The 18,703-nt window shown below is 62.4% G+C and carries 23 protein-coding genes; 17 read left to right on the top strand and 6 right to left on the bottom strand.

Features of this window, described 5'->3' with window-relative positions:
* Positions 1-258: 258 nt before the first annotated feature.
* Positions 259-1,197 carry a hypothetical protein gene (locus tag AC1DTN_RS31240; RefSeq protein WP_477924072.1) on the bottom strand — a complete coding sequence of 313 codons (939 nt, stop codon included), beginning with the start codon at positions 1,195-1,197 and terminating at the stop codon, positions 259-261.
* 246 nt (positions 1,198-1,443) lie between these two features.
* On the opposite strand from AC1DTN_RS31240, the gene AC1DTN_RS31235 reads away from it, so the two are divergent.
* From AC1DTN_RS31235 to AC1DTN_RS31220, 4 genes are all read left to right on the top strand, one after another.
* Entirely contained in the window at positions 1,444-1,668 is a 225-nt protein-coding gene (locus AC1DTN_RS31235) for a hypothetical protein (protein WP_477924071.1), read from the top strand.
* 82 nt (positions 1,669-1,750) lie between these two features.
* Positions 1,751-2,539: a potassium channel family protein gene (locus AC1DTN_RS31230; RefSeq protein ID WP_477924070.1), complete on the top strand. Its 789-nt coding sequence runs from the start codon at positions 1,751-1,753 to the stop codon at positions 2,537-2,539.
* Positions 2,540-2,753: 214 nt separating this feature from the next.
* A complete protein-coding gene (locus AC1DTN_RS31225; RefSeq protein ID WP_477924069.1) occupies positions 2,754-3,641 on the top strand; it encodes an alpha/beta fold hydrolase in 888 nt (295 codons plus the stop codon).
* A gap of 250 nt (positions 3,642-3,891) precedes the next feature.
* Positions 3,892-4,758: a LysR family transcriptional regulator gene (locus AC1DTN_RS31220; RefSeq protein WP_477924068.1), complete on the top strand. Its 867-nt coding sequence runs from the start codon at positions 3,892-3,894 to the stop codon at positions 4,756-4,758.
* A 6-nt stretch (positions 4,759-4,764) separates the two neighbouring features.
* Here the strand turns inward: AC1DTN_RS31220 and AC1DTN_RS31215 are convergent, their stop codons facing one another.
* Positions 4,765-4,968: a hypothetical protein gene (locus tag AC1DTN_RS31215; RefSeq protein ID WP_477924067.1), complete on the bottom strand. Its 204-nt coding sequence runs from the start codon at positions 4,966-4,968 to the stop codon at positions 4,765-4,767.
* Positions 4,969-5,144: 176 nt separating this feature from the next.
* On the opposite strand from AC1DTN_RS31215, the gene AC1DTN_RS31210 reads away from it, so the two are divergent.
* Entirely contained in the window at positions 5,145-5,276 is a 132-nt protein-coding gene (locus AC1DTN_RS31210) for a hypothetical protein (RefSeq protein WP_477924066.1), read from the top strand.
* Between the two features lie 5 nt (positions 5,277-5,281).
* On the opposite strand, the gene AC1DTN_RS31205 is transcribed toward AC1DTN_RS31210, so the two are convergent.
* Entirely contained in the window at positions 5,282-5,962 is a 681-nt protein-coding gene (locus AC1DTN_RS31205; RefSeq protein ID WP_477924064.1) for an RNA polymerase sigma factor, read from the bottom strand.
* A gap of 147 nt (positions 5,963-6,109) precedes the next feature.
* Between AC1DTN_RS31205 and AC1DTN_RS31200 the strand changes: the two genes are divergently transcribed.
* On the top strand, positions 6,110-6,631 hold the full coding sequence (locus AC1DTN_RS31200; RefSeq protein ID WP_477924063.1) for a DUF4142 domain-containing protein: 522 nt from the start codon (positions 6,110-6,112) through the stop codon (positions 6,629-6,631).
* Positions 6,628-6,966: a cupredoxin domain-containing protein gene (locus tag AC1DTN_RS31195; RefSeq protein ID WP_477924061.1), complete on the top strand. Its 339-nt coding sequence runs from the start codon at positions 6,628-6,630 to the stop codon at positions 6,964-6,966. Before AC1DTN_RS31200 ends, AC1DTN_RS31195 begins: the two co-directional genes overlap by 4 nt.
* Positions 6,967-6,989: 23 nt before the next feature.
* Here the strand turns inward: AC1DTN_RS31195 and AC1DTN_RS31190 are convergent, their stop codons facing one another.
* Together AC1DTN_RS31190 and AC1DTN_RS31185 are read right to left on the bottom strand one after the other, a co-directional pair.
* Positions 6,990-7,409 (bottom strand): nuclear transport factor 2 family protein, encoded by a 420-nt coding sequence (locus AC1DTN_RS31190; RefSeq protein WP_477924060.1) that lies wholly within the window; start codon positions 7,407-7,409, stop codon positions 6,990-6,992.
* A gap of 102 nt (positions 7,410-7,511) precedes the next feature.
* On the bottom strand, positions 7,512-8,240 hold the full coding sequence (locus AC1DTN_RS31185) for a phosphatase PAP2 family protein (RefSeq protein WP_477924058.1): 729 nt from the start codon (positions 8,238-8,240) through the stop codon (positions 7,512-7,514).
* A gap of 319 nt (positions 8,241-8,559) precedes the next feature.
* Here AC1DTN_RS31185 and AC1DTN_RS31180 point away from each other — a divergent pair, with 319 nt between their 5' ends.
* Positions 8,560-9,252, top strand: a complete 693-nt coding sequence (locus tag AC1DTN_RS31180) for a response regulator (protein WP_439017244.1) — start codon at positions 8,560-8,562, stop codon at positions 9,250-9,252.
* On the top strand, positions 9,249-10,418 hold the full coding sequence (locus tag AC1DTN_RS31175) for an ATP-binding protein (protein WP_477924057.1): 1,170 nt from the start codon (positions 9,249-9,251) through the stop codon (positions 10,416-10,418). Before AC1DTN_RS31180 ends, AC1DTN_RS31175 begins: the two co-directional genes overlap by 4 nt.
* Positions 10,419-10,541: 123 nt before the next feature.
* Here AC1DTN_RS31175 and AC1DTN_RS31170 read toward each other — a convergent pair whose 3' ends face one another.
* The gene (locus tag AC1DTN_RS31170; protein ID WP_477924056.1) at positions 10,542-11,381 is read right to left on the bottom strand and encodes a DUF535 family protein; all 840 of its coding nucleotides are present in this window, start codon (positions 11,379-11,381) and stop codon (positions 10,542-10,544) included.
* Positions 11,382-11,841: 460 nt separating this feature from the next.
* On the opposite strand from AC1DTN_RS31170, the gene AC1DTN_RS31165 reads away from it, so the two are divergent.
* From AC1DTN_RS31165 to AC1DTN_RS31130, 8 genes are all read left to right on the top strand, one after another.
* Positions 11,842-12,081: a hypothetical protein gene (locus AC1DTN_RS31165; protein ID WP_037107399.1), complete on the top strand. Its 240-nt coding sequence runs from the start codon at positions 11,842-11,844 to the stop codon at positions 12,079-12,081.
* A 15-nt stretch (positions 12,082-12,096) separates the two neighbouring features.
* Entirely contained in the window at positions 12,097-13,782 is a 1,686-nt protein-coding gene (locus AC1DTN_RS31160; protein ID WP_477924055.1) for a portal protein, read from the top strand.
* Positions 13,782-14,135 carry a hypothetical protein gene (locus AC1DTN_RS31155; protein ID WP_113324666.1) on the top strand — a complete coding sequence of 118 codons (354 nt, stop codon included), beginning with the start codon at positions 13,782-13,784 and terminating at the stop codon, positions 14,133-14,135. The genes AC1DTN_RS31160 and AC1DTN_RS31155 overlap by 1 nt, the downstream gene beginning before the upstream one ends.
* On the top strand, positions 14,119-14,826 hold the full coding sequence (locus AC1DTN_RS31150; RefSeq protein ID WP_477924053.1) for a hypothetical protein: 708 nt from the start codon (positions 14,119-14,121) through the stop codon (positions 14,824-14,826). The genes AC1DTN_RS31155 and AC1DTN_RS31150 overlap by 17 nt, the downstream gene beginning before the upstream one ends.
* Positions 14,827-14,832: 6 nt before the next feature.
* A complete protein-coding gene (locus AC1DTN_RS31145) occupies positions 14,833-15,867 on the top strand; it encodes a major capsid protein (protein WP_442205454.1) in 1,035 nt (344 codons plus the stop codon).
* A gap of 63 nt (positions 15,868-15,930) precedes the next feature.
* Positions 15,931-16,341 carry a Bbp16 family capsid cement protein gene (locus AC1DTN_RS31140; RefSeq protein ID WP_439015553.1) on the top strand — a complete coding sequence of 137 codons (411 nt, stop codon included), beginning with the start codon at positions 15,931-15,933 and terminating at the stop codon, positions 16,339-16,341.
* Positions 16,334-16,636, top strand: coding sequence for a hypothetical protein (locus tag AC1DTN_RS31135; protein WP_439015554.1), 303 nt, complete (start codon positions 16,334-16,336; stop codon positions 16,634-16,636). Before AC1DTN_RS31140 ends, AC1DTN_RS31135 begins: the two co-directional genes overlap by 8 nt.
* A 176-nt stretch (positions 16,637-16,812) precedes the next feature.
* Positions 16,813-18,462, top strand: coding sequence for an SGNH/GDSL hydrolase family protein (locus AC1DTN_RS31130; RefSeq protein ID WP_477924052.1), 1,650 nt, complete (start codon positions 16,813-16,815; stop codon positions 18,460-18,462).
* Positions 18,463-18,703: the final 241 nt, after the last annotated feature.

The following is an 18,703-nucleotide window of genomic DNA, read 5'->3' as shown; positions in this document are numbered from 1 at the left end:
TATCATGGCAAGCCTCATCCTGTGCTACGAGGTCCGCGGCAACGGCCTCAATCAACTGTTCAGGTTGGGATTTTGAAGCGGGCGGAGGACCAAGAGCCAGCAAACGGTCTCTCACGACCAGGATTCCGACGGCCTTCCGCCCGCAACCCTTCTACCACAGTTCCAACACACAGGATTCCTGTGTGAGGGAGGAAAGGTGTGCCGCAACGCACCTGACGAGAGCGCGGCACCCTCTCCTTCGAGAGCACCGCCCATCCATCACACCAGCGGTCCGCGGCTGGTCGCGATCAGATCCTCCTCCTCGTCCCGCTGACGCCCGCCGAAAGCGGCGGCCGCAGCGGCGATGAAGGCACCGACCAGCAGCGACAGCGAGCCGATCAAAGCCGAGGTTGCCGCAGCCTTGCGGGCCTTGTCGGCAGCAGCCTGTGCTGCAACCTTGGCATCGTCGATCTGCTTCAGCACCGTATCGACCCTTGCACGAGCATCGGCTTCCGGAAGGCCCGTGCGGGCCGAGACGATGCCGGCAATATAGGTCTTGTCGCCGTCAGGCACCGAGCCGTTCGCCGCCCCCTGCAGGAGGATGCGGGAGATTTCGGCAGCGGCCGCACCGTTATCCGCGTTGGCGCGGTCGGCGATATTCTGCGGACGCAGCAGCGCATCGGTGAAATAGGCGGTGGGTGCACCGGCCGAATCCGTGTCCGAGGCCGAAACGGCGGCGGCACCTCCGGCGACACCGGCGGCCATGGCGGCCTGACCGGCAGCACTTGCCCCTGCCCCCGCAAGCGAGGTCAGCGACGAGGCCAGAAAGCCGGCGACGAAGACGGTCGCGAGCGCCCAGCTGAGGAAACCATGGGCCGTATCGCGGAAGAAGACTTCATCCGTATGCACCGCCGCCCATTTGGTCCTGAGCCGCCCGGTCAGATAACCGCCGAGGCCTGAGGAAAGCCACTGCACGACGACCAGCCAGATCGCCGCGGTGATGCCGACGGTGGCCGCCGAACTGCTTTGCCCCGCCCAAGGCGACACCATGGTGAGGCCGACGCCGGAGCCGAGCAGCAGCAGGATGAGCGTGACGCCCGTCGCCGCCACGGCGCCGCCGATGATCGGTCCCCAGGCGATGGCCGCTACAGAGGATTCGACCGGAATCACACCGGTCTGCCCACCTTCAAGAGGGTATCTGCCTTCAGCAAGAGACATGGAATCCCCCTATCGCATGAACAGAACGAGAAGAATGACGATCGGCAGGGGGATGCCGAGAAGCCAGAGAAGAATACCGCGACCCATGTGAAAATCCTCCATGATATGAGTGTGTTCGCAAGGATCGAACGCCGGCAAATGCTGTTTGTTCCGAAACGGGGCGCCATGATGCCTGCCCGCAATTCTCAGCCTCGATGGAACAGGCGAGTCCGCCCCGCGTTGGGCTTCAAGAGAAAGGAGCGCTTCATGGCCCACAAGACAAAACCGCTCGTCGAAGTCGCCGCCAGGACCGTGGACGGCCGCGTGCCGCTCGGCATCATGAATACCAGGCAGGCGCTTGACCTGCCGGAAGAACTGGACGTGGAAATCTCCCACCCCGACAAGGAAGCCGGTGTCACCGACCATTTCATCGACAGGGACGAGCTGCGCAAGATCAGGAAGAAGGCCCGTGGCAAGCAGCGGGCGGACTGACCGATCCGGAAGAATTTCGCGAGGCGGTAAATCGGCTCCGGCGAGCCATTGATACACGCGATCCGCGAGCTATCTCGCCGGCATGGGCATCTTCGGCGAAACGTCACGCAGCAAGGGGCTGCGCCTCACACTTCAGCGGATAGAGCGGGGCGAAGGCCAGAAGGCGCTTGCCGTGCAGTTCCTCTTTACCGTCATCGATATCGCCATTCTCGTCTTCTTCGTGCTCGGCCCCTATTTCCGCGCCGCGCCCACCTATCTCGTCATCGATTACGCGATTGCATTGTGGATCGCCGCCGAGATGGCGGCGCGCGCCATTGCCGCTCCGTCGCTGCGCACCTGGATCCTGCGGCCGATGACCTGGATCGATTTCGTGGTACTGGCGACGCTTCTCTTTCCCTTCGCGCTCTTCAACTTCGCCTTCCTGCGGGTTATGCGGCTCTGGGCGATCGGCCGCAGCCCGCTGCTGAGGGTGGCGCTGCGCAGGATGGGCTGTGTCGACCGGATCGATGTTGTCCGGGCGGTCATCAATTTCGTGGTCTTCCTCTTCCTCGTCACAGGCTTCGTCTACACATCCTTCTTCTATAACCTGGAGGGAGGCGAAGGTTTCGTCGATGCGCTCTATTTCACCGTCGCAACCGTCACCACGACGGGCTTCGGCGACATCACACTGCCCGGCACGCTCGGCAAGCTCACCTCGGTCGTCACCATGATCGTCGGCATCTCGCTCTTCGTCCGGCTGGCGCAGGCGGTGGTGCGGCCGCACAAGGTCACCTTTCCCTGCCACCGCTGCGGCCTGCAGCGCCACGATGCCGATGCCGTTCACTGCAAGGCCTGCGGCGAAGTTCTCAACATTCCCGACGAAGGCACGTGAGCATGGTTGCCCGCCTCGTCGCCGGCCGATGTGCAGCTGATGACGGAGATCGGGGTCTGCTGGCGGAGAAGGCGGCAGGCGGGTGGCTGAGCATATCTGAAACGGCGTGCCGGGGCGCGCCCTTGTAACTTGACGTCATCCGCTTGCAGCCTAGCTAGCGCTTGAATCAAACCCCACCCGCAAGAGTTCTCCCCGCAACCGAGGAAGGAACACCATGTCCACCGGCATCATCGAAGGCTTCCAGCGCCACCGCCTCCCGGGCGACGGCGTCGAGATCGACGCGCTCGTTGCCGGCGATGGCCCACCACTCCTCCTCCTGCACGGCTGGCCGCAGACCCGCATGTGCTGGTCGCGCGTCGCACCTGATCTGGCCAGACACTTCACGGTCGTCGTGCCCGATCTGCGCGGCTATGGCCGGAGCGACAAGCCCGAGGGCCGCGCCGATCATCAGACCCATTCCAAGCGCGCCATGGCCCGTGACCAGATCGCAACCATGCGCGCACTCGGCTTCGAGCGCTTTGCCGTCGGCGCACACGATCGCGGCGCGCGCGTCGCCTATCGCCTCGCCTTTGACCACCCCGAGGCGGTTACCCGCTTGGCAAGCCTAGACGTGATCCCGACGGCCGATATGTGGGCGCGGATGGGCGCCAGGGAGGCCGTCTCCGCCTGGCACTGGTCAATGCTGGCCCAACCGGACGGGCTGGCGGAGAAGCTTGTTGGCGCCGATCCGGAGTGGTTCATCCGCTACATCCTCTCGCATCAGTCGGCTCAGGGTTTTGCCTTTCCGAAGGAGAACATGGCCGATTATGTCGCCTGCGCCAGCGACCCCGGAAGCGTTCATGCCTGGGCCGAAGATTATCGTGCCGGCTGGACGATCGACCGCGAACTTGACGAGCAGGATCGCGGCCGCAAACTCGACATGCCGCTCTTGATGCTCTGGGGTGAACGCGGCACGCTGAAAGGCAAGGATGGTCTCGAGCCCTGGCGAGGCTGGGCGGAGCGGGTCGAGGGCGAAGCCCTGCCCTGCGGTCACTTCATTCCCGAGGAAGCGCCCGACGCCGTCATTGCGCATTTCACCCGGTTCTTCGGCGCAGGCGCCTGACCGTCCTTGTATTGTCTTCGCGCCATCCGGCTTAAAAGCGGCAAGGCCCATCGCAGGCCATCCCATTCGGGCGCGTCGAGCGGATCGGCGAGCGGGTCTTGTCTCTGCTGGCGGCTTTTCCTGTGAAGCTCGTTTGCGAGCATGATCCAGTTGAGAAGCATGATCCTGCCTCCATTTATGACTGATCCAACTGAGCTAAGGCGCCGGCCCCGGCAAAGGTAGACGCGCGGATAAAAGGGGGTTTTCACCGATGAAAGAGGCAAGCTGGGATGACCTGCAGCTCTTCTTCCATGTCGCGACATCGGGCGGCCTGACGGGTGCTGCGGCCCGCACCGGCCTCAGCGCGCCAACCATCGGGCGGCGGATGCTGGCGCTGGAGCGGGCAACCGGGCGCACGCTCTTCCGGCGCGGCCCGACCGGCTATCTGCTGGCTACGGATGGGGAGACACTGCTCGAGCGCGTCCTGGTCATGAAGGAGGCAGCCGAGGCGATCGCCGACTGGCGCGGCGACGTGCTGACCCTGCCGATCGTCTCGACCGGTGCGGATGCCTGGATGTTGTGGTTCATCGCCGGCCACCTGCCCGCCGTCTGGCAGCCGGAAGACAGGTTCCGCATGTGCTACAAGGCGCTCGATACCGGCCTCGACCTGACCTATCGCGAGGCGCATCTCGCCATCATGCACAGACGGCCGGAGCGCGGCAATTTCGCCACGCGCCGCTCCGTCTCCGTTGCCCACGCAGCCTATCAGGCCAGCACCTTCAGCGCCGCCAATCATAACTGGATCTCGCTCGGAACGGAGATTGCGGTGACACCCGCCGACAAATGGACCTTCGAGCAGCCCGACCACTGGATCACCAGCTGGACGAACACACCGCTGATGCTGCTCCACCTCATCCGCGGCGGCGCCGGCCGCGGCCTGCTGCCCTGCTTCATGGGCGACGCCGAACCCGGTCTGGTCCGCGCCGGACCTGTCATCGACAGCCTGACCTATGACATCTGGATCACCGTGCATGAGGATGAGCGCCAGCGGCCGGAAGTGCGCATGGTGATCGACAGGCTGAGCGCGCTCTTTGCCGCGCATGCGGACCTGTTTGCCGGCAAGTCTGCCCGCGTTTGAGGCGCGCTACAGGGCGGCTGGGGCCGCTCCATGCCTTGGCCATTGCGGCAKATGCACGACAGGATGCGTGACGACCTCGCCTTCGGCATCCTCGTCACAGGCCGTCTGCAGCTTCATGGCGCTGCCTTCGATCTTGTCGAGCAGAGTCTGAACCTCATCGAACCGGCCGAGAAGGCGGTGGGTGAGTTTTCTAAATTTCCGTTGGGACATTGATGCCTCCTTTGATCCGGGAACGCGGCGGATCGCAGAAAGTTCGGAGGCTGGATGTCGTCTCGCTTGTTCCGGGCTGCAAATCCCGCAGCACGCCCTACCCGCGTGAACCCGTATCCGGAACGATATCCGGAAAAGGAAGTTACTTCCCGACAGCAATGGTAACGGATCGGCCCATGAGACTATTGATGATGTTGATCCTGGCGCTGATGATCACATCCGTCGTCGGCATATTGGGCGTGCAGATGTTCGGCGGCAGCAAGAGCGATAAGCCGCCAGCGGTCATCCAGCAGCCGGAGCCCAAATAGCGCCGTTACTTTCCCATCAGATTGCCCATTACCCGCTCCGTCAGCCGGTCGCATTTCCAGCCGGCAAAGGGGAACGCATCGAGCGCAATCGGCCCGATCATCTCGTCGAGCTGACGGCGTAAGAGCGCGCGGGCGCGGTGCAGGCGGCTGCGCACGGTTTCGGGCTTGAGGGACAGGAGTTCGGCGGTTTCCTCGACGCTCATCTCCTCGATCACTCGGGCGATGAAGACGAGGCGGAATTCTTCCGGCAGGCTGTCGGTCGCCTCTTCCACGAGTTTCAGGATCTGTCGCTGCGCCATGGTGGTCTCGGGATTGTCGATGGGCGAACCGGTGGGAAAATCGAGGATGCGGCTTTGCATCTGCGCGGTATCAACGGGTACTTCGGGCGTGCGGCTCGCTTTGCGAAGCCTGCCGAGCGCCTCGTTCATGACGATACGCGTGAGCCAGGTGGAAAAGGCGCTGGCGCCCTGGAAATCACCAAGGTGGCGGAAGGCCTTGAGATAGGCATCCTGCAGGGCATCCTCCGCCATCGCATCATCGCGCAGGATGCCGCGGGCAATGCGGAACAGCCGGCGGTTATAGCGCCGCATGATGGCGCAGAAACCCTCGGGATCGCGCGCCAGCGCCATCGCCACAAGCTCCGGGTCGCTTCTCTCTGCTGCCGCTCTTTCCACCTGCTGCGCCATGGCTCATCCCCTTTTCGCATTGGATGCCGGGGCAGGATAAAGGTTCCCGACATCCGGAAAAATCTTTTCGGGAACGTCTGCCCGATGCCGGCATCCAATTCTGCGTAGGAAACATTGACCGGCGGTATCAGCCGGATGGAGGACCAGATGCAGAAACACCTTATCGCCGCGCTCTCGGCTTTCGCGCTCTCCGCCCCCGCGGCTTTTGCCGCCGGCGCAGCACCCACCGATCCGCAGATCGCCCATATCGCCTATACGGCCGGCGTCATCGACATCGCGGCGGCCAAGCAGGCGGTCGAGAAATCCAAAAACAAGGAAGTCGTCGCCTTCGCCAACGATATGATCCGCGACCACGAGGCCGTCAACAAGCAGGCGCTCGATCTCGTCAAGAAGCTCAAGGTGACGCCCGAGGACAATGATACCAGCAAATCGCTGACATCGGCGGCCGAAAAGGAGCGCCAGAAACTCTCCAAGCTCAAGGGTGCCGCCTTCGACAAGGCCTATGTCGATAATGAAGTGGCTTACCACAAGCAGGTCAACGAGGCGCTGAAGACAGGACTGATCCCGGCAGCCCAGAACCCGGACCTGAAGACCCTGCTCGAAACTGGCCTAAAACTCTTCGAAGGCCATGAGCAGCATGCCGAGCATGTTGCCTCGATGCTGAAATGACGGTCATGAGTGTCATGACGGCCATGGCAATCCTGCCGAGACTCTGCCTTGCGGCCGGCCTTTCCCTTTGCGGGACGGCCGCAAGCGCCGCCACGATCGAGGTCACGATCGAAAAGCTGGAGTTCAGGCCCGCGGTGGTCAAGGCGCGGCCGGGCGATACGATCCTCTGGCGGAACAGGGATGTGATGGATCACACCGCAACATCCAGGGGGAGTTTCGACGTGGTGATCCCGGCGGGCAAGTCGGGATCGACTGTGGTCAAGGGCGATGGCGTGTTTGATTATGTCTGCCGCTATCATCCCAATATGAAGGGGCGGATCGAGGTGGCTCCATAGGGGCGGATGGAACGCCCTCGCCCTCAAACGACAGCCGAACCCCTCGCACCGATCGGGTTGCGCCGGAAAAGCTCGCCGACCAACCAGCTGTCGAGATAGGCGCGCACTTCCACGATCGTCTCGCCCGAGAAGCGGCAGAGCCAGCAATAGCGGTTGTCGAAGCGCATGCCGTCGCGGGCGGTCGCCATGGAGCGCAGTTCGACGATCGCCCAGTCGCCGTCGATGAGGATATTCTCCGTGGAAAGCTGCGTGCCGTCGGGCAGCACCTTGTGCAGCTTGGCGAAGGTGCCGGCGAGGAATTCCTGTTTGGAATGGTAGTGGCCGGCGAGCGGGTGCGTGCCCATGACCGTCCAGTCGACGTCTTCGGCCACCTTAGCGAAGAAGGCGGCGCCGTCGCCCTGTTCGAGATGGGCGAAGAGGGCTGCGATTTGCTGTTTGTTCATGGCGCGTCTCCCCCAGGATGATCGCGGGATGCACGGATTGATAGCATGAGTTAGCTGGTGCTGAAATAGCGGGATATTTGCTTGCGGCAGAGATCAATTCCCTCACCGCCAAAGCTTTGAAACTGCATATGCATCCATCCAGCGCCAGACCCAGGCCATGGCGAACATCGTCAGCAGCCAGCCCAGCACGACGTCAGAAAGGAAATGAGCGCCAAAAATCACGCGATTGAACGCCACAAACAGCAGGCAAGGCACCAGCACTATCGCGGCCGCCCACCTGAGCCTGGCGGGCACCAGAACCAGCAGCGACAGTGATGCCGCAGCTGCGGAAGCCTCGCCGGAAGGGAAGGAGCAGTTGCGGCTGCACGCGGCGGAAACCTGCCACACCGGCGTAAAATCCATGGTCCCACCGAACTCGACAAGCTCGCGAGGCCGTACACGCCCGATGAGAACCTTGAGCGTCTGGACCGTGAGGAGCGGGCCTGCGGCAAAGCTCAGGAGGACGAACAAGGGTTTGTGCGGCGAGCAGAACCGCATGCGTCCCGGCAGGAGCCGTTGCAGCGCGATCAGCACGATCATCGAGCCGATAAGATAGGGCTGTGCGAGGCGGCTGATATCCCTTACTTCACGCAAGAACGGATCGTCGGCCAGAATGAAGATCCCCCCGCTGACAAACCAGCGCGAGACCATGAGATCGAGATTGGGAAAGGCAACAAAGACGAAACTGATCCACACGATCGACGTACCGATCGCGGCGATCGCCCGGTCCGCCGTGGATGGCGTTGCCGGCAGGGCCACGCCGCCGGAGGCAGAATTCCAGTCATCGAACACAAATTTTCGCAAGCCGGTATCTCCGAAGGCTACAGCATCGGCCCGAAAATCGGAATCGATTTTCGGAACGCCTGATGCGTCAAATCAAAGGGTTAGAGCGTCCTTTGTGCGTCCGAACGGACGCACGGCGCTCTAGTCGGGCGGCAAGCTGGTTTCGAATTGTCAAGAAATGGCGAGGAAGGGATCAAGGCGCTGTTGAGAAGAGGTTGCCTGGCTGCTGAAAGCGCGCTTGCAAATTGCAGAAATCTCGCTTGTCCGCGATAGTGGGCGTCCGGCGGCAAAGCCGGCAAAGGCAATTGAACAACTGCAGGGCATTGGGGTGGATAACAGTCTCGTTCTGATCGTTGAGGATGAACCGGCAATCGCGCAGATATTGGAAGCCTATTTGTTGCGTGACGGGTTCCGTACCGTTCGCGCCGGCGACGGCGAAATAGCGCTTCAACATCATGCCCATCTGAAACCCGATCTTGTGCTGCTTGACGTGCGCCTTCCGAAACTCGACGGTTTCGACGTGCTCGCGCGCCTGCGCCAGACAGGATCAACGCCGGTGATCATGGTGACGGCTATTGCCGATGACATCGACCGGTTGAGCGGCCTGCGCCTTGGCGCCGACGATTATGTGGTGAAACCGTTCAATCCGCAGGAGGTTGTTGCCCGGGTCAAAGCCGTCTTGCGCCGGACGCGGGGAGAACATGCCAACGTCATCAAGCGGTTTGGGACTATAGAGGTCGATTTCACCAGCTACACGGCGTTTGTCACCAGGGACGAGTGCCGCACGCATCTATCCCTGACGCTCAGTGAATTTCGAATTCTCGCCTATATGATACGCCATCCGACCCAGGCTTTCGCGCGCGCCGATATTCTCGACGCCTGCCTGCCGGAAAGCGACGCTCTGGTGCGCACTGTCGACACGCATATTTCCAACCTTCGGCGCAAACTGGAAGATATGGGGCAGAACGGCTTCTTTCCTGCCGTAAGGGGAATTGGCTATCGTTTTTCGGATCCGAGATGAAGATATTCAGGCTCCCCTCGCTGCCGCTTGCGACGGTCACCGCTGTCATCATCGGAGTGATGCTGCTTCTCAGCGTCGGCATGACCTATCTCGGGGCCATCTGGTATTCCACCTATCTCGAGGAAAGCATCATTGAAAACCTGCCGCCGAGAGCCGCGGCTGCTTATCGCGATCTGGACAATGGCGTCGTCCCCGACCAGGATTCGCTCAAGCTCCTCCTCGCTAACCTCAATGGGCTGCAGGAAGAACAGACAGATTTCCAGCTCCAGATCCTGATTCTGACCTGCGGCCTGCTTTCGGCCCTTGTCTGCGCCATTATCGGGATATTTCTGGCGCGACAGATCGCAAGGCCTCTCGCAGAACTCACATCTGCTGCCGAAGGCCTGAAATCCGGCGACTTCTCAGTGAGCGTCGCTGCCTCGCGCCACACCACCCGAGAGGTCTCCAGTCTTCTGGATACTTTCAATGCGCTCTCAGCCAGCCTCGACAGCATGGAAAAAAGGCTGCGCTTCAACAACATGGCGGTCGCGCACGAATTGCGTACGCCACTGACGATCCTGCGGGGTTCATTGCAGGGCATGCTCGACGGCGTCTTTCCAATGGACCGGAAGATGATCTCCGATCTCCTGGTTCAGGTGGAAGGTCTCGGGAGAATTGTTGAAGATCTGCGCACCCTGTCGCTGGCGATCGGCCAGAAACTCGTGATGGAGCGTGAACGGACCGACGTGTCGCAGGTGGTAGAAGCAGTGCTGGCATCGGCCAAACCCATGCTGGAGACCAGCACGCTGACGCTCGAAACCGGTCTGCAGCCCGCCTTTATATCGGTGGACTCGCCGCGTATTCGCCAGGCCGTGCTGGCGCTTCTGGAAAATGCCAGCCGCTACGCGGCGGATGGCAATTTGCTGCGGTGCGAAACAGAGCAATTGCCGGATGAGAGCGTCGTCATCCGCTTTCTGGATCGAGGTCCCGGATTTCCGCAAGGGCTGGATGCCGTGGCCACGAACCCCTTCTGGCGAGGTGATCCCTCCCGATCTCGTGCAACGGGCGGCACAGGACTGGGACTCTCGGTGGTGCAGGCCATCGCGGTTGCCCATGGCGGACATCTTGAATTCGCCAACCGGGAAGGCGGTGGCGCGATGGTCGCAATCCACCTGCGTCCGGCATAACGCGCAAAGATCCGACCGCCATTTAGAATGGTCGCTGATAGCCTTCCTGCAAGATCTCCCCCGGCCTGAGATCATGGCCGGCAAACTTGCCATTGCACCCACCGCGCCCCAGGCGGGGCATGCTCAATGGAACAGTTCGCCGATCGTGTGGAAACGCGATTTGCTCCGGCTGCGCCTGTCCGTTCCGCCGGTTGCGGAATTAGGCACCCTGAACCCATAGGTCTCTTCAGGATCGGCAGAGCGCTCGGCCCAGAACGCATCGATCGCCGACAGCATCATGGACCGCCGTTTGCGGCGGCGATACTGGATCGGCTGCCTGGCCCGCGACACGGCCAGGAAATGCGGCATGCCGCCTTCGACGCTCAGCCCCTGCAGCAGAATCAGGATCGCCTCCTTCGGGCGAACTCCCAGGAGATCGCGGGTCGCCTCGACGATCAGCCGCTTTCCATTGCGAGGACCCTGCATGCTGCCGACGACAAAGGTGTAGCCGCCCTCAGAGCCCTGGCGAAGGAATGTGAACCTGCCTGTGCATAGGAGAGCCTTGTCGCGTGTACGGACAAGCTCGACGGCGAAGGCACCCTCGTGACGTCCGCCACAAAGATCGGMCAGTGCGATACGGCATGTATAGGTCTCATTGCGGCCGTTCACGACGCCCATGTCCAGCCGTTCCCCCTGCCACAGCCTCATCATGGTTTCCTTGGCCAGGATCCTTTCTGCAACAAGGAAATGGTCGACGAGACGTGCAAGCCGCCCGGAATTGCGCATTCCGTAAACCAGGAATTTCGACAGTGGCTTCTGCAGCAACGCGTCATGCGGGGCCGGAAACCCTCGTGCTGCGGCAAAACCTGCGAGGAAGCGCCACCAGCTGATAGTCAGGTGCGGATGGGCGGCAAAGCGAAACCAGAACAGAACGCCGCGCTTCCAACGCGCCCGCAGAACGAAAGTCAGTATTCTCCAGAGCACGAGAAATCGGAACTGCCGTGGTTCATCAGCGATTTCGGGCGCTGAGTACCGACGAGGAGTGGCGGAAATCTCGCCTTTTGCCGCTGCAGTGATCAATTCATTCTGGATCATATTTTAGGCCCAACGAGTATGGTTGCGGCCAACCATCTGCGGCGGAACTATCAAGATCGTAGCAAGAAACCGTGGTCATCGCGGGGGGAACTGCCGATCAGACCTCTTCGGACATCACCATCATCTTTCTATTTTCAATGGCATACCGCAGAGCCGCCAGGCTCGACTTTGGTGCCGTTTCACAATCATGGCCTCACGCGCGGAATCCATGACAGTCCCGGCCTTGTGCCGTGTGACACCCCCACAACCTTTCACCCGTAACGCTGCCTCCACAATGCCGAACCGGCTGGAGGCCACCACCCCTCCTCCACCCGGTCCAACCGCTCACCCCTCACGATCGGATGACCCCATGTGCATGTTCTCCTCGCCGCCGAAAGCCGAGCCGCCGCAGGCGCCACCCGAATACGCCCAGCAGAAGACGCCCGATTATGCCGCGGCCCAGTCCGCTGCCGCACGCCGCGCCTCCGAAAAGGTGAAGGGTGCGCCGTCGACCATCCTCACCTCGCCCTCGGGCGCGCCGCCGCTTGCCGATACGCAGTCGCCGGTGCTGTCCGGCAATGCGCTCAAGAAGACGCTGCTCGGGCAATAAGGGCGGATAACATCAATGGAAAATCATCGTCGCGATAACGAGACGCAGATCGCCTATCACCGCCGGCGGCTGAATGAGCTGAAGGAGGTTCGCCAGCCCTGGGAGGCCGAGTGGCGGGCTCTATCGGAACATATCGAGCCGACGCGGCTCAGGCTCCATTCCGGCCGGGAAGGCCCGCGTTCGCGCGACAAGATCATCGACAGCACCGGCACCCATGCCTATGAGACGCTGAAATCGGGCATGCATTCGGGCCTCACTTCGCCGGCGCGGCCCTGGTTCCGGCTGACGACCTTCGATCCCGATCTGAAGAAGCGGGATTCCGTAAAAGTCTATCTCGCCGCCGTGCAGGACAAGATGCGCGAGGTCTTTTCCGCCTCCAATCTCTACCGCGCCTTCCATATCGGCTATGGCGATCTCGGCCAGTTCGGCCAGTCGGTGGCTATCCTCGTGGAAGACGAGGAGACGGTCATCCGCGTGCAGCAGTTGGTGCATGGCCGCTTCTGGATCGCGAGGGATCACAAGGGCAAGGCGACCACGCTCTACCGCACCTTCCGCTGGTCCGTGCAGCGCATCATCGAGCGCTTCGGTTACGACAACGTGCCGGAGCGGCTGCAGAGCCTCTATGACACGTCGAAATATGGCGAGTGCTTCGATGTCTACCACGCCATCGAACCACGCTATGACCGCGACCCCAAACTGATCGACAAGCGCAACAAGCCCTTCCTCTCCAATTACTGGATCGACGAGATCGGCAGCGAATTGCTGGAAGAAAGCGGCTTCGATTCCAACCCGATCATCGCGCCCGCCTGGGAGCTTTCCGAGGACGATCACTACGCGTTGTCGCCCGGCCAGAAGGCGCTCGGCGACATCAGGATGCTGCAGCTGGAGCAGACGCGAAAGCTCGAGGGCATCGACAAGAAGGTGCGCCCGCCGATGAACGCGCCGACCTCGATGCAGAACAGCCCCGCTTCGCTGCTACCGCGCGCGGTCAATTACGTCGATGACCCGACCGGCAAGGGTTTCCGCCCGGCCATGGAGGTGAACCTCAGCCTGATGGAGCTGCGCGAAGATATTCAGGAAGTGCAGAACCGCATCGAGAAGACCTTCTTTGCCGATCTCTTCTTCGCCATCACCAATATGGAAGGTGTGCAGCCGCGCAACCAGTTCGAGCTGACCCAGCGCAAGGAAGAGCAGCTCCTGCAGCTCGGCCCCGTGCTGGAAAACGTCTTCGGCGACCAGCTGGGGCCGACCATCGACCGCACCTTCGATATTCTCGCCGCCCGCGACGAGCTGCCCCCGCCCCCGCCGGAGCTGCAGGGCACTGAGCTGAAGGTGGAATATATTTCGACGCTCGCCCAGGCGCAGCAGGCGGTTGCGACAGGTGCGATCGAGCGCGGCGTCGCCTTCATGGGTCAGGTCTCGGCGGTCAAGCCGGAAGCGCTCGACAAGCTCGATGTCGACGAGGCGATCGACCTCTATTTCGATGCGATCGGCGCCCCGCCCTCGATGATCCTGGCCGATGACAAGGTGGAGGATATCCGCGCGCAGCGGGCCCAGCAGATGCAGGCGGCTCAGACCGCGCAGATGGCCTCGCAGGTGGCGCCTGCCCTCAATCAGGGCGCCAAGGCCGCACAGGTACTGGCCGATGCCAATGACAACCCGAATGGATCAGCGCTTCTGCGCCAGCTGGGTCTCGCCTGATGGATCATTTTAAGGATCAACCGTCTCTGCCCCACAACGTCGAGCGGGATGAGATCACCGCGGCCTTCCGCGAGGTCTTCGCCACCGCATCCGGCAAGCGCGTGCTGTTCTGGATGCTGGAACAGTGCGCGATCTACCAGGAGGCTTACGCGGGGGAACTCGTCAACGCCACGCATTACACGCTGGGCAAGCAGGGCGCCGGCCGGAGGCTGATCGCCGAGCTCGACCGCATCGACCCGACACTCTACCCGCGCCTGCTGCTGGCGATCGCGGATCTCAAGGCAAATGACAAGGCAGCGGCGGCAAGCCGCGCCGCAAGTGAGGAAGGCGAAGACCATGACAGCGATGCTTAAGATCGGCAGGCCGGAAATCGCGATGAGCGCCGAAGGCCCAAATAGCGGCGGCGGTGGCAGCGGCAGCAGTGAAAGTGCTGCACCGGAAACCATTCTCTTTCCCGATGATATACCATCACCGGATGGTGACACCGGTGGTGATGACCACGCCGAAACCGAAGACCGCGACGCCGGCAAGCCCGATGATAGCACCGACGACCCTGCCGACCGCGTGCCCGACGATGGCCGCTACTCTCTCACCATGCCCGAAGGCATCGAGGTGGATCAGGAGCTGATCGACGCGCTCGGCCCTGACTTCCACAATCTCGGCCTCACAAACCGCCAGGCGCAGCAGCTGGCCGACCGCTTCATCGAGATCCAGGGCCGGCGCGGCAAGGCAGCCTCCGAAGCCTGGGCCGGCCGTGTTCAGGGCTGGGCCGAGGAGGCGCGCAGGGACCGTGAGATCGGCGGCGCAAAATGGGGCGGCACCGTCGGCTCGGCCCAGCGCGCGCTCTCCCGCCTCGGCACCCCGGCGCTGCGCGAGTACCTGAATACCAGCGGTGGCGGCAACCACCCCGAAATGATCAGAATTTTCGCAAAGGTCGGATCGATGATCCAGGAGGACAACCCACCGAATGGCGGCGCGGGCGGAAACGGCAGGAAAGCCGAAACCGCGCACCTGATGTTTCCCAAAGACGCACCGAAGGGCTGATAAGACATGGCCACCATTGGCAGCTACTACCCCAACCTCGTTGACGCATTCAAAGGCTCTGCCGAAGGCGCCGTCATCGAGCTTCTCTCCCAGCAGAACCCGATCCTCGACGACGCGATGGCCGTCGAATGCAACATGGATGCCGTGCACCGCCATATGGTGCGCACCGGCCTGCCCTCGGTCTCCTGGGGCCGGCTCTACCAGGGCATCAAGCAGTCCAAGGCGACGATGCAGCAGGTGGATGACACGACCGGCTTCGTGCATGCCCGCTCCGAAATCGACATGCGCCTGCTCGATCTGGCGCCCGACAAGGCCAAGGCCCGCCTCGTCGACACGATGCCCTTCATCGAGTCCCTGAGCCAGGAAATGGCCTCCGGCCTCTTCTACCATGATACGGCAACGACCCCGGAGAAGTTCAAGGGCCTGTCTGCCCGCTACTCCGCCTATAACCCCAACCTGCCGAATGTCGCGCAACCGAACATCGCCAACCAGGTCGTCCATGGCGGCGGCACGGGTGCGGACAATACCTCCATCTGGTTCGTCACCTGGGGCGACCACGCCACCCACCTTCTCTACCCCAAGGGCACCAAGGCCGGTGTGAAGATCGACGACAAGGGCGAGCAGCGCGTGCTCGATGCCAATGGCGACCCCTACTATGCCAAGGAGACGCTCTACACCTGGCATATCGGCGCTGCCGTGAAGGACTGGCGCTACAATGCCCGCGTCGCCAATATAGACGTCTCCGACATGATATCAGGCACCGTCGATCTCTGGGCGCTGATGCGCAAGGGCTACTACCGCCTGCAGTCGCGCCGGCTGAACGCCAAGGCCAGCCGCATCGCCATCTACATGAACAAGGATGTGCTCGAAGTGCTCGACGTCCAGTCCACCGACCGGGCGCTGACCTCCGACCGGCAGAACACGGTCCACCTGACCACGCAGTTCGTCGAGGGCCAGGAAGTGAAGTTCTATCGCGGCATCCCGATCCGCGAGACGGACGCCATTCTCAACACCGAAGCCGCCGTTCCGGCGCTCGCCTGATCGTCTCCATCAGCCCGCCGTCATCGGGCGGCGGGCGCTTCTCTTTAACGAAAGGCACATCCCATGATTTTCGACCGGCAGACGCTGCTTTCGGACGCGCAGGTTATCACCGCAACCGGCCCCAGCACCAATGTCATCAATCTCGGCCCGATCAGGACGGGTCTGACCCGCGATATCGGCAAGGGCGAACCGATCCCCTTCCTCATGCAGGTGGTGGAAAGCTTCAACAACCTGACGTCGCTCGCCGTCACCATCCAGACCGACGACAACGAGGCCTTCCCCTCGCCGAAGGCGGTCATATCAACCACGCTCACGCTGGCCGACCTCAAGGCCGGCAAGATCATCCCGCCGAGCCACATTCCGCGTGGCACGGATGAGCTTTACCTGCGCCTGCTCTACACGGTGACGGGTACTGCGCCGACCACGGGCAAGATCACCGCCGGCTTCACCGCTGGGGTTCCCTCGCATGGTTGATGTGATCGCCATCGAGCGCGGCTATTTCGGCGGCGCCAGACGCGAGCCCGGCGAGCGCTTCGCTCTGCCGGACGCGCTTTGGAAGGACGAAAAGCACCGCCCGAAATGGGTGCGGCTTGCCCGATCCGGCGCCAGGGCGGAAGCGGAGCCGGCCGAGAAAAAGCCGGCCGCAAAGCCAGCCAAGCCCGCCACGCCTCCCGAGCCAATCGGCAACGGCGTGCAGGAAGCCCTTGGCGGCCCCGCCCCGGACTGGGTGGCGCCGGAAATCCAGAACTCCTCCCAGCCTGGCGACTGACACTCGCTGATCGACAGGCCACCTCTGGAGCGCCGTGCGCCCACTCGGACGCACAAAGGACGCTCCAGCTCTTTTATTCGACGCATCGGGCTTCCGAAAATCGATGCCGATTTTCGGGCCGATGCCGTAGCGGCCTCGGCCGCTCTTTTTTCTCTCCGAGCGAAGGCAAGGCGCCAATGGCGAAACTCTATAATATGCAGCGCGTCCAGGGCGTCGTCATCGTTCCCGACGGCACGCGTATGTTCAACAACCGCCCTGTCATCGGCATCCGCGATGTGGGCGGCTCCACCCTGTTTACCGATAACAAGCCCGTCCTCGGCATCGATATCATCAGCGATGGCGCGACTGTTTATAACGACCTGCCCGTGCTCGGCGCCGTCAGGATATCAGACGGGCGCAGCCTCTACGGCAACGCGCCGGTCGTTCCCGTGAAGGGCGCAGATATCGTGGTGCCGCTTCCCGCCCTGCCTCTGGCGACAGGCGCAAAGATCATGGGCCTCGGCCACAGCTTCATCGGCCTCGGTGCCGCGCAGACCTATACCGCAGGACAGACGGCGACGAATGGCCATACCGGCTTCTATGAGAACGGCCGCACCGTCCTCTCATGGATCAAGGCAGCCGATGGCCGCTTCAACCTCGACATATTCGCCGAACTCAACCATCCGTTCTTCACGCCGAGTTCCTTTGCGGCCTTCTCGGGCGCCATGGGCGGAAAATCAGGCGATTGCCTTTTTCCCGTGCCCGGCCTGGAAGCGCAATTCCCCGGCACGCTGGCCCGCACCGATTATGCGCTGAGCCAGAAACCCGACATCGTCTACATCGACATCGGCTACAACGATATCGTCCGCAGCAGGACGCTTGCGCAGATCGTTGCGGACCTCGACACCCAGGTGCAGCGCATCGTCCATGCCGGCATTTACGTGATCCTGCAGACACTGAGCTGGACCAACACGCTCGACGATCAGCCCGGCACCGACGATCCGGCATGGCCCGGCATCCTTGACGGCATCAATGCGTGGATCGTCGCGCAGGCGGGCCGCGAAGGCGTCATGCTCTGCAACACGCTTGCGCTCGATGGCCCCGCCTCCGGCATCTCGCCTGCCATGTTCGTCGACGGCCTTCACCCCAGGCCCGACCTGATGGCAAAACGATCAGACATCCTCCTGCCGATCCTGCAGGGCATGGTTTCGGCCGGGGAAACGCGCTCGCTCGACCCGCTCGCCGCCTATAACATCTTCCCGCCCAAGGGCACGCCGGGGATCACCGGCACCAAGACAAACGTCACCGGCGATGTCGCCACCGGCATGCGCCTGGTTCGCGGAACCGGCACCTCGACCTATGTCGGCAGCAAGGAAGTGGTGGCGGCCGGAAACGAGAAACAAGTGATCACGATCACGCCCGTCAACGACGCGCTCGCCGTCCATACCGTGACCTACGGCCTGCCCGCCAATCTCAGCCTGGCAACGCTCGGCCTCGTCGCCGGCGACTGGCTCGAAATCCAGATCCCGGTCGAGCTGAACGACTGGGCGGGCTGGGACTACCTCGACAGCTCCATCCGCGGCCCCGTCCAGATCGGCAACACGGTGACGGTCACCAGCGGCGGCTGGACGACGGGTAACTACATCGGCGGGCGCAACCGCTCGCTCATCTGCGGCTCGAAACTCTGGCTTCCGACCGGGCTGACGATGACGAACATCCGGCTCGATAACCTGCTGATCCTGCGGCACCTCTGCAATACGGGCGGCACGGGGGTCGCAAAGATCGGGGCGCCGATCATTCGTAAGCTTGCTGCTGATCCTCGGGCCGCATGGAAGCTGGCGACCTGACCCCCGCCGTATCTGAAGCGGGTGTCCTGGATGCCTTCAGTTTGTCCCTCAGCAACAAGAGCAATATCCCTGCTAAAATGAAGGCCTGCAAGGACAAGTAGGCGTACAAGATCCACCAGAACATGGCTCATTCATTCTCCCCCTAGGTGGGAGTGAAATATGACAGCAGTTACTACGGAAAACAGGGACCAAGGTCTGATGTGGCGACCCCGCGTGGAAAAGGGTGCCTCCCGGTCAGGGA

The sequence above is a fragment of the Rhizobium sp. 01T444 genome (assembly GCF_056398305.1).
Note: the sequence above shows the minus strand (reverse complement) of the source record. Positions and strands in the feature narration are given on the sequence as shown.

Coding starts and splice junctions, on each gene's coding strand:
- AC1DTN_RS31205 (WP_477924064.1), bottom strand. CDS start 5,962: ATGGCGCAGCAGGTGGAAAGAGCGGCAGCAGAGAGAAGCGACCCGGAG.
- AC1DTN_RS31210 (WP_477924066.1), top strand. CDS start 5,145: ATGAGACTATTGATGATGTTGATCCTGGCGCTGATGATCACATCCGTC.
- AC1DTN_RS31225 (WP_477924069.1), top strand. CDS start 2,754: ATGTCCACCGGCATCATCGAAGGCTTCCAGCGCCACCGCCTCCCGGGC.
- AC1DTN_RS31175 (WP_477924057.1), top strand. CDS start 9,249: ATGAAGATATTCAGGCTCCCCTCGCTGCCGCTTGCGACGGTCACCGCT.
- AC1DTN_RS31235 (WP_477924071.1), top strand. CDS start 1,444: ATGGCCCACAAGACAAAACCGCTCGTCGAAGTCGCCGCCAGGACCGTG.
- AC1DTN_RS31190 (WP_477924060.1), bottom strand. CDS start 7,409: ATGAACAAACAGCAAATCGCAGCCCTCTTCGCCCATCTCGAACAGGGC.
- AC1DTN_RS31165 (WP_037107399.1), top strand. CDS start 11,842: ATGTGCATGTTCTCCTCGCCGCCGAAAGCCGAGCCGCCGCAGGCGCCA.
- AC1DTN_RS31240 (WP_477924072.1), bottom strand. CDS start 1,197: ATGTCTCTTGCTGAAGGCAGATACCCTCTTGAAGGTGGGCAGACCGGT.
- AC1DTN_RS31155 (WP_113324666.1), top strand. CDS start 13,782: ATGGATCATTTTAAGGATCAACCGTCTCTGCCCCACAACGTCGAGCGG.
- AC1DTN_RS31135 (WP_439015554.1), top strand. CDS start 16,334: ATGGTTGATGTGATCGCCATCGAGCGCGGCTATTTCGGCGGCGCCAGA.
- AC1DTN_RS31230 (WP_477924070.1), top strand. CDS start 1,751: ATGGGCATCTTCGGCGAAACGTCACGCAGCAAGGGGCTGCGCCTCACA.
- AC1DTN_RS31145 (WP_442205454.1), top strand. CDS start 14,833: ATGGCCACCATTGGCAGCTACTACCCCAACCTCGTTGACGCATTCAAA.
- AC1DTN_RS31220 (WP_477924068.1), top strand. CDS start 3,892: ATGAAAGAGGCAAGCTGGGATGACCTGCAGCTCTTCTTCCATGTCGCG.
- AC1DTN_RS31200 (WP_477924063.1), top strand. CDS start 6,110: ATGCAGAAACACCTTATCGCCGCGCTCTCGGCTTTCGCGCTCTCCGCC.
- AC1DTN_RS31150 (WP_477924053.1), top strand. CDS start 14,119: ATGACAGCGATGCTTAAGATCGGCAGGCCGGAAATCGCGATGAGCGCC.
- AC1DTN_RS31140 (WP_439015553.1), top strand. CDS start 15,931: ATGATTTTCGACCGGCAGACGCTGCTTTCGGACGCGCAGGTTATCACC.
- AC1DTN_RS31195 (WP_477924061.1), top strand. CDS start 6,628: ATGACGGTCATGAGTGTCATGACGGCCATGGCAATCCTGCCGAGACTC.
- AC1DTN_RS31160 (WP_477924055.1), top strand. CDS start 12,097: ATGGAAAATCATCGTCGCGATAACGAGACGCAGATCGCCTATCACCGC.
- AC1DTN_RS31130 (WP_477924052.1), top strand. CDS start 16,813: ATGGCGAAACTCTATAATATGCAGCGCGTCCAGGGCGTCGTCATCGTT.